The following is a 25,743-nucleotide window of genomic DNA, read 5'->3' on the forward strand; positions in this document are numbered from 1 at the left end:
GCTATACCTTGCTGGTGCCCTGACCAGCGCCCGACGCGTTTTTGGTGCCAGTCGGGCAGTCTGTCAGTTCTGCCTCGGGCAAGTAAGGCATCGCCACCTCCATGCTCGCCGGGCCGTCGAACACGTGCTGCGCGCCCTTCACATCAATATTGCCGGGGCCGTGAATCTCGACGTTGCCGCCTTCGATGCGGATGTAGCCACCGCCGCTGCTGAGCAGAATGCCGTTGGCGGCATTGATCTGTACCCGTCCTTCGGTGGAGGTGATCTTTACATTCTTCTGCGCCGTCAGCGCCATCTCATCGCTCTGAGCCTGTACTTCCACCTTGCCCTTGGCCGCAAAGAGCTTGATGCCGGCGCGATAGACAAACAGCGAGAGCTTCTCGGCAATAGAAGCCACAAGGCTACGGCCAGTGGCAATGCTCATGTCTTCGCCGGTCGACACACTTAGCGAGCGCCCCTGCGCCAGATGGGTGGATTCCGGCGTGCTCATGGTGATGCCCGCCGGCGAGGCCAAATGCAACCATGGGGCCTTCATGCGGGCAGACTCCCCTCGTCCGCCGGATTCACTGGCGCCGCGCGCGCTGTTCTGGTCGGCATCGGCCAGCTGCTCGCTGTTGCCGTAGCGGTCATCGGCGTCATCACCGGCCTTCTTAAGGCCTTCCAGCGTCTCGAAGGGGTCAGCGTTGTGATCCGCCGCGCTCTGGCTGAGCGTGTCGGACAAATTCCAGGCACTCTGGATCTGGTCGCGTGCGGGGGACAGATCGAGCTGATCGCCGCTGGCGCCGAGCTGGCCCCAGCTGGAGAGGTAGAGGCCTTCATTGGCGCGGATGGCGCCATAGGCGTCGGTGCGCAGCTCGAAGCCGGTGCCGCGGAAGGCGCCGCGGTGGTTGCCGTTCTGATGGATCAGGTAGCCGAGGTTGAGCTGGCTTTTCGAGTGTTCCGAGTTGAGCCGCACCCGCTCCTGATCGGTGGCATCATCAAACACCAGTTCGTTGTACTTGCTGCCTCGGTAGGTCTTGCTCTTGATGCCGGAGAGCAGGCCGTTGCTGTGCCAATCGGGGGTCTGCTCACCGTTGTAGATGCGCCCGGTGATCAGCGGGCGGTCGGCATCGCCCTCGAGGAAATCGACCAGCACTTCCTGACCGACGCGGGGCACGAACACCCCGCCCCAGCCGCCGCCGGCGCTGGGCTGGGCCACCCGCAGCCACACGCCGGACTGTTCATTGCGCTGACCAGTACGATCCCAGTGGAACTGGACGCGCACCCGGTTGAGGTGATCGGTGTGGATCTCCTCGCCTTCAGGACCGACCACGGTGGCGGTCTGCGGGCCGCCGATCACCGGGCGGCGATGGGTCAGCGCGGTGCGATAGGGCTGACTGCGGCGCTGAGCCTCGATGTCGACGAGGAAGTGGCCGGTGCCGGCGCTGCGGTAGTTGTCGAGCAGCTCGGCGCTCTGATCACCGTCTTCCTTTTGATCTTCATCCAGACCATGGGCACGACGGGCGACGTCCATTTCGGCCTGCAGACTGCCGGGCAGACGCTTGAGATGGGCCGAGACCGGCAGGGCGTTCTCGGCATGCGTGGTGATGCCCAGCAGCAGGAACTGACGTTCGGCCTCGCCGCCGGTGTCGTGCAGCGGGTGCTGGGTGAGTTCGAACCAGTGGCCGGCCTGCAGCTGACGCGCCCCGCCGGCGCCGTGAAAGCGTTTGGCCAGCGACTCGTGGGCCTCGAGCCGGTTCTCGGTCAGGCGCTCGCCGCGATCGTGGCCGTGGTAATAGTACTCGCCGGCATAGTCATAGACTTCGGTGGCGGGCAGGTTGCCCTGATCATCGAAAGTGTCGAGTCCGGTACGCTTGGTCAGCGCGGGCTGCTTGTAGTCAAAGGTGCCGACGCTGACGCGGGTGGGCTGGGCACGGCGCACGCCGCCCCACTGGTTCAGGGCATCCTCGGTCTCGGTGGCGGCCTGGCGATGGAAGCGGATCGCCTGCGGGCGGACCGGCGGACAGGTGTCGACGTCATCGGTGATGACCAGCCGGTGGCCGTCGAAAGCCTGACGGCCGCCGCTGGCGTTACTGTCTTCCCTGCCCTCGCGCTGCGCACTGCCGTCAGCGTCGCTGACGCCGTCCCCGGCATGCTCGAAATAGTAGAAAAGGCCTTCTTCCTCACACAACCGGCTGATGAAGTTGAAGTCGCTCTCGCGGTACTGGACGCAGTAGCTGCGCGGCGGATACTCGCGGCGCAGGTCGAAGCGGTAGCCGCCGCGGGCGATGGCGTGGCCGTCAAACACTTCGGTGAGGATGTCGACCACGTTGCGGTCCTGAAACAGGCGGCTGTCGCGGCCCAGCTTCAGCATCGCAAGCCACGGCACCAGGGTCAGCTGGTAGTAGTAGACGCCGCCGTCCTCACCCAGCAGCGCGGCCTCCTCGACCAGCGCGTGGCGGGTAAGAGTGCTGCCGTCGGCCTGCAAAAAGCTCAGCTTTGCGGGCTGGGCCATCAGCGACTTGAGTTCGATATCGCCCTGCTGGGCCATGCAGTCGAGGCGATAGCGAAACGGCGCACTGACGTGCTCCTCGCCCACCAGCCGGTGCGGCAGCAGCGCCGCGCCGGCCAGTTCCAGTCGCAGCAGGCGCTGAGACTGCGACAGTGTTATGCCGAACTGTTCCAGTACACTATCCAGTAGCGAATCTGACATCTTCCTGCACCCTTTCCTGCAACCTGAGGTTCGTTGTCCCGCGCGGTAGCGCTCATGGGCCAGGGAAAAGGTCCTCTAGCCCTTATCGCGAAGCGGCTAATTTAACATATGCAACATGGGAGGTCGGCACTCAAGGCACGTTATTGCATACTAATGTCATACTTTTCTCCTTCTCTGCTAGGACTACGGCAAAGCTGAAGGGCTTTCATCTCATACGGCGATCACTAAATGAGACTTTTTATGGCAGGATTATTGTTTCTGAAAGGATGCGAGAGGACTTCTGATGTTGCGTAGTAGCACCGTTTTTATCTCACTGCTGGCACTGGGCATGACGGCTTGCAATGGCAGCCAGGCTGACAGTGAAGAAAACTCACAGGCCGTCAAGGATCTGATCCAAAAGACCAAAGACAACATGATTCTTGTGAAAGGTGGTTCTTTCCAGATGGGGGACTTTGGGCCGGTTGATCCCAAAGCAAATGGACTACCATATAGTTTTTATGATGACAATAAGGTTTTACACAAGGTAAATCTAGATGATTTCTTTATTTCTAGCCGTCAAGTCTCTTATTCTGATTATGACGTATTCACTAAAGCAGTGGGCAAGACTAAAATAAATACAGAAAGCCCAAGCTCTAAATATAGAGCGCCTAATGTCCCAGCCGGAGTCAACTGGCACCAAGCAAATGATTATTGTCATTGGCTTGCACAAGAAACAGATAAACCTTTTGCATTGCCGACAGAGGCACAGTGGGAGTATGCGGCTCGTGACAGAGGGAAATTTATGCCATTTTCTACTAACGATGGAACATTAAAACCGGGTGTAAATCACTCCACTAGAGAGGATAGAAAACAAGCGACCCCCGCAAATGACTCTCTTTCCCCTAGCACCATTGCTAGTTATCCACCCAATCCTCTTGGGATATATCAGATGGGCCTAAACGGTTTTGAATGGGTACATGACTGGTATAGTCCGGATTACTATAAGAACTCTCCAGAAAACAATCCAACTGGTCCTAAAAATGGCGAAGAAAAAATTCGCCGCGGCGGAGAGTTGGCTGGTGAAGATAGAGACTTACTTACGGTAAATCGCCGACATGCAAAACCAGATTTATCGCTCGAAAACAATCCTGTATTATCAAACGAACCATCATATCCAAATACTTTTCGTTGCGTTGTTAAGTCCGACACCATAAAAAAATAAGCATAACCCCCCCTCTGTGATATCCAAGCCTTGACGATACACCGATGAGTGATAGGCGCCTCTCCAAAAACTAATTAAACATCATTTCAGTAGAGCTGATGTGCCTTGTTTTCGTTCCCTTAGTTTGTTTGTTCTCTCCAACCTTCCTAGCTGCCTCGCTTTGTTTCATAGGCTCTATATCGTACCTGCAGGGTATCCCACAACTGGTTTTGAACCACTGCTATTCTCGCCGGGAGTATGCACGGCTCCAGAGGGCACGGGGTTCAGCGGCCATCCAGCAAGGTAGCTGCAGCATTGGATTTATTATAGCGATCACTAAATGAGGTTTTTTGTAGCAGGATTGTCGTTTCCGAGAGGATGCGAGGGAATTTCTGATGTTGCGCTGTAAAACTGCTTTTATTTCATTACTATCACTGGGCATGGCGGCCTGCAATGGTAGCCAGGCCGACAGTGAGGAAAACTCACAGGCCGTTAAGGATCTGATTAAAAAGACGAAAGACAACATGATCCTTGTCGAAGGTGGCACCTTCCAGATGGGGGACTTCGGGCCAATTGATCCCAATTTGACAGGCAGCGACAAGGGCCTGCCCTACAGTGCTGAGCAGGATAACAAGCCGCTGCACAAGGCCACCCTTGATACCTTTTACATGTCACCGACCAAGGTGACCTACGCCGATTACGATGTCTTTACGGCGGCGACCGGTCGAGAAAAAATCAATAATACTAATGAGTTTGAAATGCAGTTCCGTCAGGACAATGTTCCTGCCGGCGTGGACTGGCATCAGGCCCACGACTACTGCAGCTGGCTGGCCGACGAAACGTCCTTGCCTTTTGCATTACCTACCGAAGCTCAGTGGGAATACGCTGCACGGTCAGGAGGACAGTTCATACCTTACGGTACCAGCACCGGCACGCTTGAAAAGGGTAAAAGTATTCCAACCAGAGACGATGTAGACAAGGCAACACATACGGGTATAAGAAGTAATCTAGCGCCTTACCCTGTGACGCTTTATCCACCTAACAAGCTTGGTTTTTATCAAATGGGAGATAATGGTAGAGAGTGGGTATCTGATTGGTATCAGGCTGATTATTATCAGGCTTCTCATGAAAAAAATCCTAAAGGGCCTGAAAGTGGAAATGAAAAGGTCGTAAGAGGTTTACCGCGCGGAGAGGGCTGGGGAGGCGCTCTAACGATAGAGCGTTATCATGTGCGTCCCGACATAGGTGAATATTCTCTACATACAGAGTATTCCTTTCGCTGCGTCGTAAGCTCCGAAACCATGAAAAAATAAATATCAAGTCGCTGACGCCGTCCCCGGCGTGCTCAAAATAGTAGAAGAGGCCCTCTTCCTCACACAGCCGGCTGATAAAGTTGAAGTCGCTCTCACGGTACTGGTTCCTGCACCCTCTTCCTTCACCTGACGGTTCATTTCCCGCGCGGTAGCGCCCATGGCCCGGGTGGGCAGACCATGCTAGCCACCCTGCCGACTAATCACGAATCGTCTAATTTAACACGTGAAACTTCATCACTGACGTAACAGTTGGTTATACCGCTTCACCCTGAACATCCCTGCTACTGCTGTTTGCAGCAAAAAGAGACTCGCGATATCCCGGCTGATGTTCAGGTGCCAAGATCGCCAGCAGTTGGTCATCAGCACCTGCGTAAATGCGGCGAAAACGTAAATACCCCCCGCCGAAGATATTGGATTCCCGGCCACCCACATCCTTCATAGCAGGGATTTTTCCTGTCCTTTCATAGAAGTCGGCATATTCTCTTTCCTGATCACTGATACTGATTCCTCTCCTGCTTTCGAAATCGGCAGTATCGACAATATTCCTTCTTGCAACGAGTGATCGAAGATATGTGATGACTTCATCACGGCTTTCCCACTCTGAAAGGAATCCTGCGATCGAATCGTGCACGTACTCATCCATCATCCTGGAAACAGCTGCATCGGGGATCTCCATCTTCTTTTTAAGCTCGGATACTTTTTCCCAGTCATCTTCTACAGAAGGATCAATGCCATGATCAACGACATATGAATACAACGACCATGCTGGAGACATCACCATATAATCCTTGACGGTGTCTCTGGCGCGCTCCCACCATCCTCTATCTCTCAATTTCTCCCATTCATCGAGCCTTTCAATCTCCAGCGTAAATTCTTCGTAAGCACTACGGAGCATGTTCTTTTCAAACTGAGAGGATCGTTGAAAACTATCAAGAATAGAAAAACCACCTTTTCTATAGTTATCAAAACGCCATTCGATGGTTTTTTCCCAATGCTCACGTACAATCCTGCCAGTTTCACCCGAAACGACTTCGCATTGTTCGATATACCGATTGAAGTCTCCTATCATGGCTTCATCAATCTTGAAACTATCCATAACGGTAGAATCAGCCTGTTCAAGTTTTAAAGGCACGCCTGATAGCCGTGCCTGACGATACATTTCGGCCAATGGAATGCGTGACACCATATCCTTGCCCAGAGGATCGACACCCTTGCCCTGACAACCGGGCACATATCCTCCACCGATATCGGAATGTACGCCCGGATACACGATCTCTTCGCCATTGGCTGGTATGGAATGGTCGTTGTAGATGGAATCGAGCGGGAAGGAACGACGATTTTCATGCGCCGCGACTAGGTGCAGGCAGCGCCCGGCGCGTGAGTCGATACTCAGGGTCCTTTCTGCATCGGCCCATGCAAAGTGGCCGTTGGCAAAGGAAATCAGGCTGGGGATACCCACCGAAGCGACGGTATCGAAAAGCCCCAGGAAATCAAACGTGACCTTGAACCCGCCCAGCGTCAGTCCCGAGTTACCGGTCATGCGGGCATCCAGCTCGCAAAGCTGAATCAGCCAGTTGGTAAACACTCTTGCCAGAGCAGAGCCGCGTGAAAAACCGAAGGTCGAGATATAGATGTTTTTAACAATGCCCGGATCCTTGTTGTGCGGCAGTCCCGCGTTGTCCTTGTCCGGCATATGTGGTGCGATGGCTTGGTGTAGGGTAGAGAGCCATCTATGCAGAAAGGTGTATTCTACGTGCCGGGTGTGGCTGCTTAATGAAGAGCTACCCAGCTGCGCCATCTGTCCAAAATTTTCAGCCTGCTGATGGCTGATTAGAAATGGTGATTTAGTAAAATATCGGCTGACCGTATTAATCGCCTGAGCCAATGCCCAGGTAATCCGGACCTGGCCAAGCCGCCCGGTACCGCCGCCCAGCATGGCATCCCAGAAGCCTTCTCCGGAATCATCGACCTGCTCGAAACGCGTACCGATGCCCGGCAGATAAATCCGGAAGTAATTATCATAGTCGGCAGCATTGGTCTGCCAGTCGGTTTCCTGTGGCAGTACCCCGGGCACACTCATTCCGGGAAACGCGCCATAGAGACGTGCCACATTGGACTGGCTGTTATCGCCTCGATCCAGACTGTCTGCGAAATTGTTGCCGGTACCATCGAAGAAAAAACCCAAGAAGAGATTGGTGTCGCAGGGTGCAAGAGGGTTATCGTTATTTTCCCTTTTCTCGTATTTTCCTTGTATATCATTTTGTTCTGCAACACTGAAGAATACGCCTCTATCTGAAGGATTAACGAAGGTGCTTTCTAGAAGACTTGCAACCCTAGCGCTCATTTAAGCAACTCCCTCAGTTCATCGTTTTCTTTCTTTATATTTTTAATATGGCGTTTGTAATCTTCTATTTGGTCAGGAGTTCCTTCTTGATCCTTAATGCCTTGCTCAAAACTTCGAATAACCCCTTCATTCGACTCGATTTTCTCTAATATCAATTTATCCCGATACTCATCCGAAGGCACAGGCCACCCCTTAATGTCGCCCGGCCAGTCTTCATGACTCGGATCGACATCACTCACCACGACCTTGTACTGGTCGTCAGGTAACATCTCGACCCAGAGCATGGCGTTATCAGCGTTCTTATAGTGAGGTACGTCAACCTTTATGTGCTCATTCAACGTGCCGCTCTCCTTGCGTCTTTTATAATCCTGAGCGCGCTCTTCGTAAGTCTCTCCCTGATTGGCACGGCGAATGACCAGTTCGACCTGAAGCCCTTCATGCCACTCTTTCGGCAGGTTGTAACAGCACATGACGCCACCGGCACGATAGGGCCCAAGAGACTCGCCCCCCGCACTACTCTTGTCTGCGCCTGGCTCACGAACACCGTATGCAGCGAATTCCTGATCCGTGTAGTTCACGCCACTGACTCCGACGCCGACACGGTTTCTATCACTGCCTTCATTACAGGCCGCAAGCGGTAATAGCGTCAGCAGCAGTGCTATCAGAGGTCTAAAGGTCATGCGATCTTTCCTTGCGTCATTGGTTCGGCTAAAGCGATAAGCAATCAAGACAGCAGGCCGTCTGCTCGCGCCGCTGCCCGGCAGCACGTCATCTGGTCGGCGTAGCCCTTCGGGGGTATCTCGGCATTGGCAAGGGCCTGTTCGATCCACCGATAGCGACGGGACGGTCGGTCAAAGGCGTTATACAGCCAGGTTTCCTCGCGCCGCATGGTGTCCATCAGCGCATCAATGGTGTTCATGTTCAGCAGCTCTGCAGTTTGCTGATCATCAAACGTCACTCGTCTCGGGGGTTCAGCTACAAACCCGGGGCGTGCCACGCGCTGCCATTGGGTGTCTCGATCCACGTAGTGCCAGGCCAGCGCCGGACCCATTAGCGCTGCATGCTGCTGCTCGTTCAGCATTGCGATGAGCTGGGGAAGCCTGCGGGTGAATCTCGATATTGCCGCCCTTGAGGCGCACGTAGGCGCCGCCGCTGACGAGCAGGATTTCCTCGGCGGCGGCGAGATCGATTTTTTGATCGCGGGAGGTGACGTTGAGATCGCGTCGGGCGGTGGCTTCCAGGTTATCGGACTGGGCCTGAATATCGATTTTGCCGCGGGCGGCAAAAAGCTTGATACCGGCCTTTTGCACAAAAAACGAGAGCTTTTCGGAGACCGAGGCAATCAGGCTGCGCCCGGTGGCAAGCGTCACGTCCTCACCGCTGGCCAACCCAAGCGAGTGCCCCTGGGCCAGATGGGTGGATTCCGGCGTGCTGAGCGTCATGCCCGCTGATGCCGCGGCGTGCAGCCAGGGGGCCTTGAGGCCGGGGCTCTGGCCGCGACCGCCGCTGTCGACGGCGCCGCGGGCGGTGCTCTGATCGCCACCTGCCACTTCGCTGTTACCGTAGGGTGCCTGCGTGTCGTCTTCAGCCTTTTTAAGCGAGGCGTTGCTCTCGAGCGGCTCGGCATTATGGCCGGCGGCGCTGCTACTCAGGGATTCGGCCATCTCGTGAGCAGTATGGAGCTGCTGAAAGGCCGGTCGCAGATCGAGCTGATCGCCGCTGGCGCCGAGCTGGCCCCAGCTGGAGAGGTAGAGGCCTTCATTGGCGCGGATGGCGCCATAGGCGTCGGTGCGCAGCTCGAAGCCGGTGCCGCGGAAGGCGCCGCGGTGGTTGCCGTTCTGATGGATCAGGTAGCCAAGGTTGAGCTGGCTTTTCGAGTGCTCGGAGTTGAGCCGCACCCGCTCCTGATCGGTGGCGTCATCAAACACCAGTTCGTTGTACTTGCTGCCGCGGTAGGTCTTGCTCTTGATGCCGGAGAGCAGGCCGTTGCTGTGCCAGTCAGGGGTCTGCTCGCCGTTGTAGATGCGTCCGGTGATCAGGGGGCGGTCGGCATCGCCCTCGAGGAAATCGATCAGCACTTCCTGACCGACGCGGGGCACGAATACCCCGCCCCAGCCGCCACCGGCGCTGGGCTGGGCCACCCGCAGCCACACGCCGGACTGTTCATTGCGCTGCCCCGTACGATCCCAGTGGAACTGGACGCGCACCCGGTTGAGGTGATCGGTGTGGATCTCCTCGCCTTCCGGGCCGACCACGGTGGCGGTCTGCGGGCCACCGATCACCGGGCGGCGATGGGTCAGTGCGGTGCGATAGGGCTGACTGCGGCGCTGAGCCTCGATGTCGACGAGGAAGTGGCCGGTGCCGGCGCTGCGGTAGTTGTCGAGCAGCTCGGCGCTCTGATCACCGTCTTCCTTTTGATCTTCATCCAGACCATGGGCACGACGGGCGACGTCCATTTCGGCCTGCAGACTGCCGGGCAGACGCTTGAGATGGGCCGAGACCGGCAGGGCGTTTTCGGCATGAGTGGTAATCCCCAGCAGCAGGAACTGACGTTCGGCCTCGCCGCCGGTGTCGTGCAGCGGGTGCTGGGTGAGTTCGAACCAGTGGCCGGCCTGCAGCTGACGCGCCCCGCCGGCGCCGTGAAAGCGTTTGGCCAGCGACTCGTGGGCCTCGAGCCGGTTCTCGGTCAGGCGCTCGCCGCGATCGTGGCCGTGGTAATAGTACTCGCCGGCATAGTCATAGACTTCGGTGGCGGGCAGGTTGCCCTGATCATCGAGAGTGTCCAGCCCGGTACGCTTGGTCAGCGCGGGCTGCTTGTAGTCAAAGGTGCCAACGCTGACGCGGGTGGGCTGGGCGCGGCGCACGCCGCCCCACTGGTTCAGGGCATCTTCGGTCTCGGTGGCGGCCTGGCGGTGAAAGCGGATCGCCTGCGGGCGGACCGGCGGACAGGTGTCGACGTCATCGGTGATGACCAGCCGGTGACCATAGAAGGCGGCGCCATTGTCACCGCCCCGCTCACTGCCGTCAGGGTCGCTGACGCCGTCCCCGGCATGCTCGAAATAGTAGAAAAGCCCTTCTTCCTCACACAGCCGGCTGATGAAGTTGAAGTCGCTCTCGCGGTACTGGACGCAGTAGCTGCGCGGCGGATACTCGCGGCGCAGGTCGAAGCGGTAGCCGCCGCGGGCGATGGCGTGGCCGTCGAACACCTCGGTGAGGATGTCGACCGCGCTGCGGTCCTGAAAGAGGCGGCTGTCGCGGCCCAGTTTGAGCATGGCCAGCCAGGGCACCAGAGTGAGCTGGTAATAGTAGACGCCGCCGTCCTCGCCCAGCAGCGCGGCCTCTTCGACCAGCGCGTGGCGGGTGCGGGTGCTGCCGTCGGCCTGCAAAAAGCTCAGCTTTGCGGGCTGGGCCATCAGCGACTTGAGTTCGATATCGCCCTGCTGGGCCATGCAGTCGAGTCGATAGCGAAACGGCGCGCTGACGCGCTCCTCGCCGACCAGACGATGCGGCAGAAGCGCGGCGCCGGCCAGTTCCAGACGCAGCAGGCGCTGCGACTGGGAAAGCGTGATATCGAACGCGTCCTGAATGCGCTCCAGCAATGAAGTTCCCGCCATCTCTCTCTCCCTGGCACTGACCGCTTGTGCCACACCTCTGGCAGTGGCTAAATTAATCTTCCTTCACGCACCCGGTTCGGGGCGTTTTCCTTCACTCTTTTCGGGGAACTGCGACCACATGAAAGGCATCGTTGTACTGGGTGACGCCACCAGCCATGGCGGCAAGGTGATCACCGCGCAGAGCAACTATCTGGTGAACGGCAAGCCGGTCGCCTGTGTCGGTGACAAGGTGACCTGCCCGAAGACCGGTCACAGCACCAATGCCATTGTCGAAGGTCACCCGACCATGACCGTCAACGGCAAGCCGGTGGCCATGCATGGCCACAAGACGGCCTGTGGCGCCACGCTGATCTCCTCGCATAATGGCGATCACGGTCATAATTGATTCGCCAGTGCTGTTGGGCCGGCGCAAGCCCGCAGCACCAGCGCCCGGCTTTGTGTTTCCGCGGCAATCTCCAGCACCAGGGCACTGTCACCTTCTTCAAGGGACGCCATTGCCAGCACCAGCTGCAGCGCGCTCATGGCCTCTCCGGGCCAGCCGCCGTGCACATCTACCCCGATACCATCATCGATCAGGTCCAGCATCTCCCAACGCGCCATCAGGGCGCCGCCGGCTTCCACTGCACGCCCCGGCAGCGTCAGGCTGTCCACCACCAGCCGCGCCGGTGCGTTCGGAAGCGACATGCTCTCCCCTGTAGGCTCGGGATCGGCGGCCGTGTCGGGCCAGGCCTCACCCAGCAGGGCGAGGAGCTTCTCGCGACGGGGATAGTCACGCTGATCGGATCGCCTTGCGTGGGCGCGGGTCGTGGCCGTCCCGATCAGCCAGCCCCGGTCAAAGGGGACGTCTTCCGGCAGTACACGCTGAAGCAGCAGTGCACTCACCGCCTCGCCGGGGTGCAGGCCCGGTCCTTTTGACGAGCGGCCCAATACGCCACGAGCGTTGAGGCGCCCCACATCATCGTCGTTGAGCAGGGAATCGGCACTCAGCCAGAGCACCCGGGGTGCGCCGCCCGCCTCCGACACTGCCATTTGATCATGCAGCTCACCCTGACAGGGCACCAGCCGAGCGCCTTCCAGGCGATCACCATACTGAGTCTCCATGATGGCCTCACGGGCCTGCGCCAGCATAATCTCGCCGGCCTGTGGCGACCTGAGCGGCAACGTCAGCACCAGATCGAAACCCGCCGCTTCCGGCAGGGCTTCCAGCATGATCAGTGCCTCGACCATCAGGGTCTGAACCAGGGCATTCAGCCGATGTGCCTTGTGCTCAAGCCGCTTCAAGCGGTTGTCCTCCAGCGGCATGACATCCGTAATGGGATGCACCAGCAGACGATAGCCATCGGGACCATAAAGGGATTCGGAAAGCACCGGTGGCACGGCCTCGGGCAGCACCCCGCGCGCCACGAAGCCGGCCGGTGTCAGTGCCACACCATCGATAAGGAGCAGACGATCGGTCAGGTAGTCGCTGCGCGCTGTGGTCTTCTCGACAACAGGGGCGGCATCCTGCTGGCGCTGATGGAGCAGATCAAAGATGGAGGCGCGAGACATGGTCAGTCATCATCCCGTTGCTGGGTGCCCAGGGTATCGCGGATGTTGTCGATGACACCGTCGTCCTTGATGACATCCTTGAGCCACTCCTCAAGCGGCATACGCCCCCACTTGATGGCGCGCTCGACCAGATAGGGCACGGGGCTATGGGGTTCGCGCTCCTTGAAGTAGCGGGCTACGCCGTTGAGCATTTCGAAGGCTTCATCGCGGCTTTGCGGATGTTTGCGAAGGCTACCGGCCGGCGCCGCGCTCACAGACGCTGGCGACACGTCGGATTCCGGGGAGGCCGCTTGCGCGTCCGACATGGCCATTGGGGCTTCGAACGGCGCCTCATCGCTTTCGCTTGAGATGCTGGCACCGCGATCGCGCAGCAATCGTTCGGTGAGGTCGCGGCATTGATCCATGACCTTCTGCAGTGCGCCATGGCTGGGAGCATCACGCCCGAACCGCCGGTCACAGATACTGTCCAGCTGATGCAGGCCGGCCAGCGCCTCAACAATATGAGCGTGGCGGCTTTTCAGGAATTCGGTACTGCTGAGCACCACGGAGCGCTGAAAAATCTCGTCGTTGATCTTGCCTTCGCCAAGCGCCGTGTCCATGGCATTGGGATCATTGCGTGCCTGGTTTTCGACCTGACGAGACTCTTCGTAATCGGCAAGCCCGTAACCCTCACCTGCCACCAGCGGTAGCGTACGTACAACGCCGGTCAGGGTGTCACTCAGCCAGCTCAGTCGAGCGGAGCGCTCTTCAGGATCATCTTCCTCGAGCTCCGGATAAAGGCTTTCCCAGTACTCGTCGACCAGCCGGGCCGTCAGGTGCAGACCAAACCGAATACCGGCAAATCCTTCACGGTGGGCAAGCCCTTCACACAGCCAGCCCGCCAGCTGGATATCCTTGCTTTGCTCGGCCAGGGCCTGCGCTGCCAGGCGAATGACCAGCCCCCAATCGGCCTGCTTGAGTTCGGTTTGCCATTCTCCCTGAGGCAGATAATCAGGGTCAGCACGACGTGCTTCCTTGATGTCGTCAAACAACAGGGAAAAGGTGAGGTCTTCACCACTACCACCGTCGATGGGCGCCAGCAGCGTCTCGACGGAAAGCTCACCCAGTTCATTCATTGCCTCTCTCCCGGTCCCTTGTATCTGACGCCCATCATCTTTCAGGTCGCGCTGTATTAAAACAATCAATTATACAGACTGACAAAACGTAATACGCCCACCAGAAGCATCATTGATGCCAGCTGGCGGGCGCAAAAGGATCGATCAGGCGGCCCTCGTGCCGAGGGCTACCCTGCTGCTCTCAATGAGCAACGCTCGACCTCAGGAGTAGACCTTGTTGCGAGTACGATCCCAGCCGCCAGCAACATTGCCGCCGCCCTGACCATCGGAGCGCTTCTGCTGGGTATAGGTGATCTTGATGCGCGCATAGTTGAACTTGATGGTTTCATGCGGCAGATCGTGACGGTCTTCGCTCTGATCCTGCTCGAAGCCGGTCGATACGGAAGTACCTTCCATGTTGGTCGAGGAGACAATGACCTCTTCCATTTTCACTTCCATGTAGCGCACCTTGTCACCACCGGCACGGTTAACGTGCATGGTGATTTCCTTGATGTGCTGGCCCTTGCAGCAGGCTTCAAACAGCTTGGCGGATGCCTTGTCGATGAACTTCTGAACGCGGAACTCGCTCAGGTTCACGCGCTCTGCAGAGGCACCGCCAGCAGAGCTTGCCGTCGCCGATGTGGACTGACTGGCGCCAAAATCAAAGCTCAGCAGCTCGATCCAGTCCTTGTGCTTGTCATCCAGGCTTTCACCAGGGATGCCATCGATCTTGAGATACGTATCAAATGCCATGTTATCCAGTTCTCCTGTGTTTTCAGTCTTTGAAAAAGCGCATCCGAGCCATGTCGGCGCCTTCCTCTCTCCCTGCCGTATGTGCGGCAGTGAGGTGCTGCGCACCCCGTTACCCGGCCGAATGAACTGCTCCAGCACCAGGGCCGCCTGCCCATGGCCAACCAATGGCTTGCTTTGCATCGGTTAACTCAAATTATATCTTTGATGCCTTGTGTAGTGAACGCGAACATACCAATTTTGAAGCAAAATTCTTGATCGCTTTAGACCTGCACAATTTTTTTTCATCGTCAGGACTGCTTGCGCACCTCGATTTCAACGCGTCGATTGGGGGCCATACAGTCGATCAACTCGGCACGTGACTGCTCCCTGTCACAGCTCACCAGCGGGCGATCACTGCCAGCGCCAATGGCTTCGACAAGCTCTGCCGGGACACCCTTGCCCACCAGATACTGACGAACCGTACGAGCACGCTGCAGGGAAAGCTGCCGGTTGGTTTTGGCATTACCGATGGGGTCGGCGTGACCGGTAATCCTGATCTCGCCCAGATCCCGGGTATTGAGCAGCCTCTGGGCCAGCGCATCGAGCTCCTGCTGACCGGCCTGCTGCAATCCGGCGTAGTCACCACGCCCGAAGGCGAACAGGGTGTCCGACTCCAGCACAATGGTTTCAGCAGTAGACAGCGTCTGTTCCAGCAGACTGTCGATGTAATTCCGGCTGCTGGAGATCAAAAACGCATTGGAGGAAATGCGGGGCACGTCCGCTTCGGGCAGCTGTTGGGTGTAGAAATCAATCTGGCGACCGGCTTCGCGATAGTCCTCACCGGCCCGGGTGTCGCTGTTGGCATTACGGGCAATATCGGGATACCAGAATGCCGGCAACTGAGCGCGCAAAAGCGCAGGATCAATGTCGCCACGATCGGTTTCCGAGAGCATGAGATAGGTATCCAGCGTGGCTCGCCCAAACTTCGCCAGTGACTGGGCACTGTTATTGTCAGGGCGAGCAAACGGCGCCACTGTTTCCGGGCCGTCCACCTTGTGCAGCTCGTCGCTGCTGCGACGGTAGACGTCAATGGTGGTCAGCGCATAAAGCGAACGGGTCAGGTTTTGCTCGACCGGTTCGAGCATGATGGGCTTCAACGTCTGAAAATAGGTCTGACGAAGCGCCGGTTCGATCTCCCCGCCCTGATAAAGCCCCCAGCGCATTGCCAGCGGCACGCCTTCATGGCGACGGTCGTAGTAATGCTGACTCCAGTCACGCAGCACATCAAGGCTTTGCCAGCGGGCATACTGCTCTGGCTGCCGGTTATCCCTGTCACGGGCCTTGACCAGAGACTGCGACAGCGTGTCGATCTCATCGTGGTTGCGCAGTGTCGAGTGCACCCACAGCCCGCTGACCAGAAGCCCCAAAAGGGCGAGTGCCATCAGCCCGCCCAGGCGCTGGCGCCGGCCGTGGGTATTGTGGACATGGCGACCAGCCAGATGCTGATCGGCGATAATGACATCGCGAAACAGATTGGCGATGAAATACGGCCGATGCGCACGCTCGGCCGCGGTGACCGGCGCTCGATTCAGGGCAAAGTGGCGACTGACGCGATGAGCGTGCTCGCCTTCGATCGCTTCTCCTTCCTGCAGGGCACTGACGAAATAGAAGCCTCGCAGCAGCGGCGCGCTCTGATAGGGATTGGCGTTGGTCAACGCTGTCACGAATTCACTCAGAGGACCGCGCAGGGCCTCAAATTCCAGCGGAAACTGAAAGGCCGCCACTTCACGTCGCGTATCGGTAATATCGCGCTGAATGATTTCGTCATCTCCGACCTGCTGCCAGTGACGGCAGAGATCGCCAAGCGCCTGGTCGAACTGCTCGCCCCAATTGACACTGGGTGGCTGCTGATGTGGAAAGGTATGGCCCAGCACCTCACTGCGCCGAGCCGGATCAAGCCGCTCGAAAAAGGGGGCAAACCCCTCGATCAGATCGCATTTGGTAAAGACCAGATAGATGGGTACCCGTGACTGCAGCTGCTCGCGGGCTTCCTGAATACGTTCGCGAAGTCGTCGTGCCAGAACGCTGCGCTGACGCTCGTCGGCGCGAATGACATCGCTGATATTGACCGCCACGATCAATCCATTGAGTGGGCAGCGTTTTCGCTGTTCGCGCAGCATGCCCATGAAGGCCTTCCATTTACCGGCCTCCTCCTCACTGTCCATGTAGCGCCCGGCAGTATCCAGCAAAATGGCATCCGCGCTGAAAAACCAGTCACAGTGGCGCGTCCCGCCCATACCGGCCACGCGGGCATTTTCTCGCTCGGCAAAGGGAAAATTGAGCCCGGACTGGTAGACCATGGTGCTTTTGCCCGCCGCCGGCTGCCCCACGACCATGTACCAGGGCAGGGCATACAGCGCATCACTTGAACGCTTGCCACGTCCCTTGCCGGTGCCTTTCAGCCGTTCGATCGATTTAAGCAGGCGTTCGCGCAACAGGCTGATCTCTTCACGATCCTGTGGGCTGGCCTCCAGCACGGCAGCATCGGCGTCATCCATCAACAATCTTTCGAGATTGCGCTTTTGACCCACGCCGCGATAAAGCAGCAGGACATAAAGCGCCGATGCCAGCAAAAATACGAGGATGCCGATGAGCAGACTGGTCAGCGAAGCCAGCCCCAGCGCCACGCCCACGCGCCAGACCAGAAAAATGGCGACAAAAAACAACACGCCCAGGATATAGGGCTGATATTTGAAAAAAGCGTATTTCAGATAGGCCGGTTTGAAACGTTTCATCGCTGTTATCCGCTGAATGCTCACCGCCGTCAGGCGTGACTTGGAAAACGTGCCATGGCCTGTGCCAGGCTCAGGTGCATATCGGGTAATGACAGTGTCCCGGGATGCACTTCGTCCGGGTGAAACGACGCCATCACGTCGATACAGTGGCGATGGTCGCCTGGGTCCGACAGCACTTCATAAAACTGCTCGGCGCTTGACCAGGACGGCATCAACAAAAGACGCGGCAGCATGAAATCATCAATCAGCAGGCTCATTGCCGGCCGGCCGCTCGGGCAGGCACGGCCGACCCACTGCTGCCAGAGATCGGCCACCGGCCGTTTGAGCCCTCGCTCTGCCGGCAAGGGCAGCAACACCGCTATCGTGCTTCCGGCCTGCCAGCACTGCATGACGTAATAGAGACGATGCAGACACGCCGCCGGTACGAATTCGGGCCAATTCCACATCATTGCCGCCGTGACGTCGGCGAGGCTGTAATGATCCAGAAAACGCTCATGGACGCGCTGATAGAGCGCCAGATCCTGATCGTTCCAGCTGCGCAGCTCTGGCAGTGCAAGGGTCGGGTCGACCAGCACCTCCCCATGGACGGCATCCGTCAAAAGCTGTCTGGCCTGCCCGGCAAAGATTTCAGCCAAGGTATGCTGACAGGGCAAGGCACGGGCACGCTCGCCCTTGAGCATCTGATAGACAAAAAAGGGGTAGCGCCTTTGAGAAGCATCCTGCGAGCTGATCATTGCTCCCATCACATCGCTCCCGGTGCGCGCGTGATAGCTGAAATAACAGATCGGCAGCGCATCAAAGCGCTGCTGCCAGTCCGCGTGATCCACAAAGCGCAGCAATGCGCGCTGAAGCCACTGATCAAGCTCTCTAATGGCCTCTCCTGACGCGTTCACCCCTACAAAATCAGCTCTGCCGGGAATCTTGCCAAAGCAGCCAATCATGTTGCTCCGTCTCTGTTCACTGACTCATGCCGGGAATGCTGAGTGCCTTGATACGCTTGAGATCCGAGACCTTGACCCCGCCGAAGTTGCGCACGTCGAAGCTGACCGCGCCCATCCAGGTCTGCCAGCCAAAGCGCTGGCGTGCCCGATCAAGCGACGTGATATGGGCGCTGTCGATCATGCGCAAAAAGCCCCAGCGTCCCGGATAATCAAAGACCGTATGACGCTCACCATTGCGACTGATGATGTCCATGCGGGCACCAAAGGATTTGCCATCACCGGGCCAGACCAGTCGCTCCCAGTGCTGGCTGTTATTGCGATAGCGAATCGTCTGTCCGTCGATGGTCAGCACGATTTCGGTCAGACCGGCTGTCGGGTTCATCTGTAGCTCAAAGCCATTTTGCAGATCGGAAAGGCTATCGATGACCCGTCCCAGGGCCGTGGCGTTGTCGATGCTGCTGAGCATGCGAGGATCCACCATGTCGGAGCGCTGACCGCTACCGGACCCGGCCAGATCGCCAATCTCGTCACGGCGGAATTTCGACAGCACACCGTCTTCGGGGTCGATGAAGTGCGAAAGATCGCGCACCGACGCCTCATTGACAGCATCAGCGACCGGATAGCGACCGGCGACCATCTGCTGCCAGGGCGTATGGACCTGATCGTTCCAGGCACCATTGAGCTGGGCGCGTGCCGGGGCATTGAGCGCCTTCCAGGTATTGTCTACAGGCGTACGAAACAGGGGTTGAAGTGATGCGACCAGCGGCGTTCGCGAGGTATCCACCCGTGCTGCAATAAAGTTGCGCAGCGTATTGATCTCGGAAGACTCCCCTGCAAGGGTTTCCATGATCAGTGCCTTGCTGCTGCGCCCGGTATCCTGAGCACCACGGATATTATCGATGCGACTCTTGAGCTGACGCAGATCGAGCAGGTACTGATTGACCACGGAGTCATCACTGCCAGTGGCTTCATCGGCCGCCAGCAATCGTGAGACCGGACGGAAATGGCGCGCCAGCATGCCGTCGTTGATGCGGGGCAGCGAGGCCAGATCAACCGGCGACCCCTCGGCGTTGTCCTCGCCAAAGACACGGGTTACGCGTGCCCAGAAGCTTTGGTCCTGCTCACGGCCACTCTGATCACTTTGCTCGTCGCGGGCACGCGGTGAATCCCAGCGGGTGTTGTCGTCCACGGCAGCCAGAACCTGGCGCAGCGGCGATGCCTGAAGATCGCTGTACTGGGCCAGTCGGGTGCTGGCCTGATCGAGCGTGTCGAATTGCGAGACGTGGGTGCTGGCCAGAAAGCGCTCCCAGGCTCTGGCATAATCGCGCTTGTAGCGGGCCATCAGCTGACTGACAAAACGCGCCTTTGACTGGACGGCATCGTCGGTATTTTCATCATCGAGCACCCAGTCGGATTCGCGTGCCAGATCTCCGGAAACCGTTTTGATAATTTCAGGGCGCAGATACTGCTCCCAGACCTCACGGGTATAAAAGGCCGGTACGGCGCGACTGGCATACAAAAGCCGGCCGGGCATGTCGGGCGCCATTCGAGAAAGCGTCAGAGGATCGAAGCGTTTGTCGACTTCAAGCTGATAACGCAGGTACTCGCGGTCCACCAGGCTACTGTCGATCAAAAAGGCGTTGAGGTTGCTGCGTGTATCGGCCACCAGCAGGTCACTGCGCTCAAGGGCCGGCGCCTCGCCTCGTTGCAGGAAGTGCACATACAGCGCCGCGTTATCCACGATGCTCTCCCGAGAGAGTGCAATGTCCTGGTGATGCGCCATATCGGTAAGCAGACGCGGCAGCGCCGTGGCCACAAAGTCGGCCTGATCTTCATGAGCCTTCGGATCGGTCAGGATCAGATAGAGCTGCAAAGAGGAGTAGCCTTCAATCAATCGTTCGATATCCGCCTGATCCAGCCGGGTCAGCATCTCTTCGGAAAGCGATGGCCCACGCGCGCCCTCCTGGGTTAAAACGGATGAATCCGCCTCACTGTCATTGGTCCCTGCAAGAGCATCTCCCCCATGACGCATGCCCTCTTCCACGTCGGTGCGAATATCGCTGCGCGCTGAATACCAGGCATCACGAGCACTGTCCGTGGTACGCAAGCGGGCTTCACTGCGGACACGACTGCCCACCTCGGAAAGGCTGGTCGGTGCACTACCCAGCGTCGGGCGCTCTGAAGAGCGCTCCTTCATGCGTGTTACGGCCTTGTTACCAATGGCCTGACCGCGCGCTCCCAGTGCCTGCGTCCGATCATTATGCTGTTCACCACCTTTTTCCTGCGGGGCAGCCTTGCCGTTCGAGGTCGCCGTGGCGGCCGCGTCATCACGCGTATCCAGACCCTCATGATCGCCGGCCAGCGCGCCAAGTTCGCGCAACTGACGAGCCAGTTGAATCTGCAGCGGCACCAGCGCCTCAGCCCGCAACAGCGACCCCCAGGCCTGCATCAGGGCATCGCGCATGTCTTCTCCCTGATAGAGCCCCATGTCCAGTCGCAGCGGCACCCCCTGCTGGCGATACTGTTCAATGGCCGTCAGCTGACGCTGGATATCTTCAAGCAGAGTCAATCGCTGCTTCTGATCCATGCTCATGACGGGATCAGCGCCCTGGCGCGCCAGCGTGTGGCTGATTTCATCGACCCATTGATGATTGTGCCAGGCAGACCAGCCCTGAGCCGCGATAGCGGCCACGCCCAGCAGCCCTGCCGTACCGATCAGAAATGGCGGGAGCGCGCGACGACTTCCCTGTCTTGAGTAATAGAGGCTCAGATTGCGATCGGCAAAAATGACCTCACGGAAGGTATCGGTAATGAAATAGCTTTTCTCGCCCTGCGACGCACGAGTGCCAGCCACCTCGGAGCCTTGCTCAAGGGCAAAGTCATGACGTGTCTTTTCATCCAGCAGGGCTGGTAGCGTCGGGCCGCTTTGCAGGGCGCTGGTGAAATAAAGGCCACGTAAAACAGGCGCGCGCGCGCCATGAAACTGGCTGTCGAACTGCTCGAGAAAATCATTGAGCACGCCCGAAAGCTCGGCAAAGTAATCGGAAAAGCGCAATAGTTCGCTGTCTGCCTCGGTGCCCTCCTCCAGTACGCGTCGATCCACCGTGGTACGAACCTGATCGACCAGATGCGGAAAGCGCTGCTGAAAGGCGGCAATGACGCCCTGCTGGCGCAGCTCTTCAAGAGAGAAGGTAATGCCCCAGGGGCGCTGACGTTCGGTCGCATCAAGTGATTCAAAGGTGCGCGTAAAGCCGGGCAGCAGATCCGCCTTGCTGAAAAAGAGATAGACGGGCGGATTGAGCCCCAGGCAGTCACGATATTCGCCGACCCGATTCACCAGCTGCTCGGCGAGCGCATGAGCCTGCTGTCGAGAATCGTTCAGTAGATCGGGCAGGCTCACCACAAGCACCAGACCATTGATGGCCGGGCGGCTGCGTTGTCTGCGAAGTGTTTTCAGAAAGTCGGCAAATTCACTGGCAGGACGATCATCGGTGAGATATCGACCGGCGGTGTCGATCATCACTGCCTCGCGACTGAAGTACCAGTCACAGTGCTGAGTCCCGCTGACTGCGGACAGCTGGCTACCGCCAGCCATGGTGGCCGACAGCGAGGAGCGGGTCAGCAGTGAGGTCTTGCCTGCCGAAGACATGCCTACAACCAGATACCAGGGCAATTCATACAGTGATGCTCGCCCGCCTTCGACCGAGCGCGAAGCACGCTGCATGGCCAGGGCGTGCTTGAGGCGCTCACTCAGGACCTGATAGCCGCCCGGCTCACTTTCAGCGGCTTCGCGATGAACCTCCAGCTCGACCAGATTTTCAATATTGCGCTCGGCACGGATGCGATGGTACTGGCGAAGTACCACGGCCAGCAGCCACACGGCCGTCACCAGTGCCATGGCGATGAAAATCTGTTCGCGCTCCCTGGTAATCAGCGGCAGCAGCAAAACACACATGGCAAGGCCTGCCAGCCACAATACGATGGCAAGCGACCAGAATCCCTTGAGCGAGCGCAGAAATCGTAGAAAACGCATCATGTCTGACTCACTCTTGACCGGGGGTATTAAACAGTTGCTGAATCTGCTCGATCAGAGCATCGGTCGCACTGCCCAACCACCAGTGAAGGCCGCCATAAACGGCCATGCAGAACACGACAATGGCCAGAAGATACACCCAGAACGGAATTTCATAGCGCAGCAGCTGCCCGACCTGGTCAGGCAGTTTCCAGCTTTCACTGATGCCGGCGTCATGATGGCGATAACGCGCGATATCCTGACCCAGCGTGTTGGCGATGTAGCGAAGCTGTTCCCGATTCTCCAGGCTGTATTTGCCCTCAAAGCCCAGCGCCAGACAGAGGTGATAAACCTCCAGCACATCCAGATTGCCTCGTACGTCCGAGCGAAGCGCGTCCAGACGGTCATAGAACCCTTCACCGGCGAGATGCACGCCAAAGTAGCGGTACTGGAACGGATGCAGCTCGACATGTTCACGAATATTGCCCACGCCCCCCTTGAGCACGCTCTCGTCCAGAAAGGCACACAGCGCATACTGGGCATCCTGTACAGCGTCGGCACTGTAGTTTTCACCGCGGGCACGCTCTTCAAAATCCTTGAGCCACCGGTCAACGCTCTCCAGAAATCGTTCGACGCTTTCAGCCTGCTGGCCGCGCCGGACCATCAGCACCATGGAGATGAAATCGCGGGAGAGATATTTCAGGGTTCGGGGAGCGGCCTCATCGACCGGCCGGGCAAGGGCTTCGTTCATTTCATTACCGCCATGAGTTCAATGCTGAGGTTGGTGAACCCGCTGGGCACATAAAAGGCAATCGCCTGGGCCTGCATCATGCGTTCATAAACGTTGCCCCGGGGTTCAAGGGCAAAATAATGGTTGTCCAGCCTTGCCGGGATGGCACTGGGCAGACGAGAGGCATGGGTCAACGTGCCGCCGGGCATTGCCGTGTTGACCACGACTTCGATGTCCTCCGGGGAGCCAACCTTGAAGGCCCGGGGCACCAGTTCAAGAATGCGCGCGCCGGGCATGTCGGCATGCACGCTGATATAGAAATCAGCGTCCTTGAGGCGAGCATCGTTGAGCCGTCCGACATAGTAGGAGGGGCGAGTCTGCTCAAGCGGAATGGGGATGTACTGGTTGGGCACGACAACATCGAGCAGCTCCCGAACGACCTGCTCGAGTCGCAGCAGCGAAGGCGCCGGATCGTGATGGTCGTATTCAGGAATATCGGCCAGCGCATGCGACATCGAAAAGGTCATTAGACTCGCGGCAAGTTCTGCCAGAAAGTGATAGAGCCTTTCAGGATGAAACCCGGTATGGGTAACGAGATGCGACAGCTGGGGGTAGGCTCGATTAATGGTGTAGAGCAGCCAGAAAAGCGTGACGTCACTGGAACCAAACTCGGCCACCTGGTCGGCGCGTTCGCGCCGGCGTCCTGACAGGGCTTCGCTACGTGCCTGTAGCATGCCGATCAGCCGATTACCAATGTCCAGGGGCAATGACGAAGAGAAAAGATGCAGTGAGGGCGGCATGAATTCGCGCGTTTCAAGGCTGAAGCCCCCGGCGGCATTGCGCTTTAACAGGGCAATCGGACAACTGGTATAACCATCCAGGCTGTCACCTTCCATCAGGAGAGTGACATTGAGCTCCAGTGTTCCCAGCTCATTTTCGAGCGACCCTTCATTCAGATCGACCATCGAGTCAAAGCGCTGAATAAAACGACGATGACCACTGCGCGGTCCATTTTCATTCAGATAGCTGGGCGCCCAGGGCTCTACCACCCTGAGTGCCGCGTAAATCCGCACTTCAGCGTTACGCGACAGTTCATTGAGATCACGCCCGAGAGGCAGCGGGTCATGCTGGGGTGCATCCACCAGCGTGCCGTCAGGGAAAACCAGCTTGAGGCGAGTCAGTCGAAGAGTGCCCTGCTCCAGCGCCCCCTCATCGATGGCAAGCTGCTGTACTCCCCAGTGAAACGGCGTCTGGGACTGTCGCACAGCGGCCTGCTGGCGCTGATGAAATTCGTCCTGATACTGAAAATGCTGGGGAAGAAGGAACATGCCTTCTGACCACATGATGCGATTACGCTTGCTCACTTGAACCTATCCCGAACGCCGCCGCGTTTGCCGTTATGCTGTCAGCACACTGATGCCGGGGCACCAATGCCACTGCCCGATGTCCTGTCAATGAACACTGCTGCCCTGCCCCTGACGGTTGATCAGGTCATCCCCCCTTTCGAGCTCAATCCGATCGTTGACAAGCCGTATCCGAATGCCATCGGATGCGCTTAAAAGACCATCTCGACGCAGCTCATCGGCATCCAGCGCCACATGCCATACGTTCTGTTCCGTATGCCGAAAGAAGGCTGCAATGCCCACGTAGCGGGTCTTTTGATCCAGAGCCGCCACATCAATTTTTTCATCATTGGGCAGTAGTGTGAGCTCGCGCTGAGAAATCAGTGCGCTTCCCAGCGCATCGTCAGCGTCACGCCAGAGCTGGTCGGGAGCAGCCGTTGCAAAGGGCGGCAGCGCCTCAAGCTGATAAAGGCGCACCACAACCGACAGTGGCTCACCCTGAGCATCCGGATTCAGCGAGGTGTCACTGTCGATGACCACTCTCACGCGCTCCTGATTTCCGAGCAGGTCACCTGCCCAGGAATCACTCATTCGATTACTGACCCGATCAGCAACACCACAGCCTGCGATCAAGAAAGTCATGAAAAGTATTAATACCGAACGCATTGCCGACATCACTAACGCCCCGGGTTAAATGGGTACTTGATCGAGGAAAAGACATGGCTGCCATAACCTCGGTAAAATATCATGACGTACTTTATCAGATTAAATCGCTATAATCCGCCAACATATTAACTTAATATTACCAAAAGATACTTTTGAATACACAGAGGACCCATGAAAGCACTAATTCTGATATCGACCATGATGACAGTCCTTCTATGGGTAACCGGCTGCGCTTCAACACCCTCCAGCGAGGTTCATGCCATCAAGGTCGTGGAGCGTTTTGAAGGGACATTGCCCTGCCCGGATTGTCACGGCGTCGTCACCGACCTTGTCATCCGTCGTGATCCCGTCACAGGTGCCCCTGACAATTTTTACCTGCACGAGATCAGGGTCGATGCCCCGGGTGGCCAGCGCGTCAATACCATTTGGGGACAGTGGCGCATCGAACATGATCTCTTTGATGAACAGAACCAGCGCTACCGACTTGCGCCAGAGATTGGCGACCCGCGTCTTATGCTGATTCGTGCAGATGGCGCCCTTCAACCCGCTGACAATGAAGGCCGGGGCATCACCAACGATGAGGGCGAGCCGGCCCTGCTAAAGCCCATGACACCTGACCTTTCCATGGCTGCCATGCCGTCTTCCTGAAGCCTTTGGGCGCTGGATGCCATCGGTCAAAAAGCGAATGGCAATGGAATATCAGCTTAAAGGCATGTCAAAATTAGCCGGGAAAATAACA

The 25,743-nt window shown here is 57.9% G+C and carries 18 protein-coding genes and 1 pseudogene; 4 read left to right on the forward strand and 15 right to left on the reverse strand.

The annotated features are described in order from the left end of the window. Position 1 precedes the first annotated feature (1 nt). Entirely contained in the window at positions 2–2,692 is a 2,691-nt protein-coding gene (locus ACUN8C_RS10385; protein ID WP_445619153.1) for a type VI secretion system Vgr family protein, read from the reverse strand. A gap of 283 nt (positions 2,693–2,975) precedes the next feature. Here ACUN8C_RS10385 and ACUN8C_RS10390 point away from each other — a divergent pair, with 283 nt between their 5' ends. After that, positions 2,976–3,893, forward strand: coding sequence for a formylglycine-generating enzyme family protein (locus ACUN8C_RS10390; protein WP_445619154.1), 918 nt, complete (start codon positions 2,976–2,978; stop codon positions 3,891–3,893). A gap of 374 nt (positions 3,894–4,267) precedes the next feature. Further along, the gene (locus ACUN8C_RS10395) at positions 4,268–5,185 is read left to right on the forward strand and encodes a formylglycine-generating enzyme family protein (RefSeq protein WP_445619155.1); all 918 of its coding nucleotides are present in this window, start codon (positions 4,268–4,270) and stop codon (positions 5,183–5,185) included. A 10-nt stretch (positions 5,186–5,195) separates the two neighbouring features. On the opposite strand, the pseudogene ACUN8C_RS10400 reads toward ACUN8C_RS10395, so the two are convergent. From ACUN8C_RS10400 to ACUN8C_RS10420, 5 genes and pseudogenes are all read right to left on the reverse strand, one after another. Then, positions 5,196–5,333: pseudogene (locus tag ACUN8C_RS10400) on the reverse strand (contractile injection system protein, VgrG/Pvc8 family); the annotation flags it as partial. A 105-nt stretch (positions 5,334–5,438) separates the two neighbouring features. Further along, positions 5,439–7,529, reverse strand: a complete 2,091-nt coding sequence (locus ACUN8C_RS10405; protein WP_445619156.1) for a T6SS phospholipase effector Tle1-like catalytic domain-containing protein — start codon at positions 7,527–7,529, stop codon at positions 5,439–5,441. Then, positions 7,526–8,209, reverse strand: a complete 684-nt coding sequence (locus ACUN8C_RS10410) for a DUF3304 domain-containing protein (RefSeq protein ID WP_445619157.1) — start codon at positions 8,207–8,209, stop codon at positions 7,526–7,528. The genes ACUN8C_RS10405 and ACUN8C_RS10410 overlap by 4 nt, the downstream gene beginning before the upstream one ends. A gap of 44 nt (positions 8,210–8,253) precedes the next feature. Continuing rightward, entirely contained in the window at positions 8,254–8,448 is a 195-nt protein-coding gene (locus tag ACUN8C_RS10415) for a hypothetical protein (RefSeq protein WP_445619158.1), read from the reverse strand. Between the two features lie 52 nt (positions 8,449–8,500). Beyond that, on the reverse strand, positions 8,501–11,143 hold the full coding sequence (locus ACUN8C_RS10420; RefSeq protein WP_445619159.1) for a type VI secretion system Vgr family protein: 2,643 nt from the start codon (positions 11,141–11,143) through the stop codon (positions 8,501–8,503). 118 nt (positions 11,144–11,261) lie between these two features. Here ACUN8C_RS10420 and ACUN8C_RS10425 point away from each other — a divergent pair, with 118 nt between their 5' ends. Next, complete coding sequence (locus ACUN8C_RS10425; protein WP_108842405.1) at positions 11,262–11,528, forward strand: PAAR domain-containing protein; 267 nt, start codon at positions 11,262–11,264, stop codon at positions 11,526–11,528. Here the strand turns inward: ACUN8C_RS10425 and ACUN8C_RS10430 are convergent. The 9 genes from ACUN8C_RS10430 to tssJ form a co-directional block, all read right to left on the reverse strand. Next, a complete protein-coding gene (locus tag ACUN8C_RS10430) occupies positions 11,519–12,691 on the reverse strand; it encodes a hypothetical protein (RefSeq protein ID WP_445619160.1) in 1,173 nt (390 codons plus the stop codon). The genes ACUN8C_RS10425 and ACUN8C_RS10430 overlap by 10 nt on opposite strands. A gap of 2 nt (positions 12,692–12,693) precedes the next feature. Next, complete coding sequence (tssA, locus tag ACUN8C_RS10435) at positions 12,694–13,806, reverse strand: type VI secretion system protein TssA (protein WP_445619161.1); 1,113 nt, start codon at positions 13,804–13,806, stop codon at positions 12,694–12,696. 201 nt (positions 13,807–14,007) lie between these two features. Continuing rightward, entirely contained in the window at positions 14,008–14,538 is a 531-nt protein-coding gene (locus ACUN8C_RS10440) for an Hcp family type VI secretion system effector (protein ID WP_108842408.1), read from the reverse strand. 287 nt (positions 14,539–14,825) lie between these two features. After that, a complete protein-coding gene (gene tssM, locus ACUN8C_RS10445) occupies positions 14,826–17,312 on the reverse strand; it encodes a type VI secretion system membrane subunit TssM (protein WP_445619162.1) in 2,487 nt (828 codons plus the stop codon). Between the two features lie 29 nt (positions 17,313–17,341). Beyond that, entirely contained in the window at positions 17,342–18,253 is a 912-nt protein-coding gene (gene tagF / locus ACUN8C_RS10450; protein WP_445619163.1) for a type VI secretion system-associated protein TagF, read from the reverse strand. A 16-nt stretch (positions 18,254–18,269) separates the two neighbouring features. Beyond that, positions 18,270–22,289, reverse strand: a complete 4,020-nt coding sequence (locus tag ACUN8C_RS10455) for a type VI secretion protein IcmF/TssM N-terminal domain-containing protein (RefSeq protein WP_445619164.1) — start codon at positions 22,287–22,289, stop codon at positions 18,270–18,272. A 7-nt stretch (positions 22,290–22,296) separates the two neighbouring features. After that, positions 22,297–23,016, reverse strand: a complete 720-nt coding sequence (icmH, locus tag ACUN8C_RS10460; RefSeq protein ID WP_445619165.1) for a type IVB secretion system protein IcmH/DotU — start codon at positions 23,014–23,016, stop codon at positions 22,297–22,299. Next, positions 23,013–24,359: a type VI secretion system baseplate subunit TssK gene (gene tssK, locus ACUN8C_RS10465; protein ID WP_445619166.1), complete on the reverse strand. Its 1,347-nt coding sequence runs from the start codon at positions 24,357–24,359 to the stop codon at positions 23,013–23,015. Before tssK ends, icmH begins: the two co-directional genes overlap by 4 nt. An 87-nt stretch (positions 24,360–24,446) precedes the next feature. Next, positions 24,447–25,013 (reverse strand): type VI secretion system lipoprotein TssJ, encoded by a 567-nt coding sequence (gene tssJ, locus ACUN8C_RS10470; protein WP_243409165.1) that lies wholly within the window; start codon positions 25,011–25,013, stop codon positions 24,447–24,449. Positions 25,014–25,175: 162 nt separating this feature from the next. Here tssJ and ACUN8C_RS10475 point away from each other — a divergent pair, with 162 nt between their 5' ends. Next, positions 25,176–25,652: a copper resistance protein NlpE N-terminal domain-containing protein gene (locus tag ACUN8C_RS10475; protein WP_445619167.1), complete on the forward strand. Its 477-nt coding sequence runs from the start codon at positions 25,176–25,178 to the stop codon at positions 25,650–25,652. The last annotated feature ends 91 nt before the right edge of the window (positions 25,653–25,743 follow it).

Source organism: Kushneria sp. Sum13 (assembly GCF_052692355.1).

Bases quoted from the DNA above. Each gene is read 5' to 3' on its own strand.
- ACUN8C_RS10385 (WP_445619153.1), bottom strand. From the start codon at position 2,692: ATGTCAGATTCGCTACTGGATAGTGTACTGGAACAGTTCGGCATAACA.
- ACUN8C_RS10390 (WP_445619154.1), top strand. From the start codon at position 2,976: ATGTTGCGTAGTAGCACCGTTTTTATCTCACTGCTGGCACTGGGCATG.
- ACUN8C_RS10395 (WP_445619155.1), top strand. From the start codon at position 4,268: ATGTTGCGCTGTAAAACTGCTTTTATTTCATTACTATCACTGGGCATG.
- ACUN8C_RS10405 (WP_445619156.1), bottom strand. From the start codon at position 7,529: ATGAGCGCTAGGGTTGCAAGTCTTCTAGAAAGCACCTTCGTTAATCCT.
- ACUN8C_RS10410 (WP_445619157.1), bottom strand. From the start codon at position 8,209: ATGACCTTTAGACCTCTGATAGCACTGCTGCTGACGCTATTACCGCTT.
- ACUN8C_RS10415 (WP_445619158.1), bottom strand. From the start codon at position 8,448: ATGAACACCATTGATGCGCTGATGGACACCATGCGGCGCGAGGAAACC.
- ACUN8C_RS10420 (WP_445619159.1), bottom strand. From the start codon at position 11,143: ATGGCGGGAACTTCATTGCTGGAGCGCATTCAGGACGCGTTCGATATC.
- ACUN8C_RS10425 (WP_108842405.1), top strand. From the start codon at position 11,262: ATGAAAGGCATCGTTGTACTGGGTGACGCCACCAGCCATGGCGGCAAG.
- ACUN8C_RS10430 (WP_445619160.1), bottom strand. From the start codon at position 12,691: ATGTCTCGCGCCTCCATCTTTGATCTGCTCCATCAGCGCCAGCAGGAT.
- tssA (WP_445619161.1), bottom strand. From the start codon at position 13,806: ATGAATGAACTGGGTGAGCTTTCCGTCGAGACGCTGCTGGCGCCCATC.
- ACUN8C_RS10440 (WP_108842408.1), bottom strand. From the start codon at position 14,538: ATGGCATTTGATACGTATCTCAAGATCGATGGCATCCCTGGTGAAAGC.
- tssM (WP_445619162.1), bottom strand. From the start codon at position 17,312: ATGAAACGTTTCAAACCGGCCTATCTGAAATACGCTTTTTTCAAATAT.
- tagF (WP_445619163.1), bottom strand. From the start codon at position 18,253: ATGATTGGCTGCTTTGGCAAGATTCCCGGCAGAGCTGATTTTGTAGGG.
- ACUN8C_RS10455 (WP_445619164.1), bottom strand. From the start codon at position 22,289: ATGATGCGTTTTCTACGATTTCTGCGCTCGCTCAAGGGATTCTGGTCG.
- icmH (WP_445619165.1), bottom strand. From the start codon at position 23,016: ATGAACGAAGCCCTTGCCCGGCCGGTCGATGAGGCCGCTCCCCGAACC.
- tssJ (WP_243409165.1), bottom strand. From the start codon at position 25,013: ATGTCGGCAATGCGTTCGGTATTAATACTTTTCATGACTTTCTTGATC.
- ACUN8C_RS10475 (WP_445619167.1), top strand. From the start codon at position 25,176: ATGAAAGCACTAATTCTGATATCGACCATGATGACAGTCCTTCTATGG.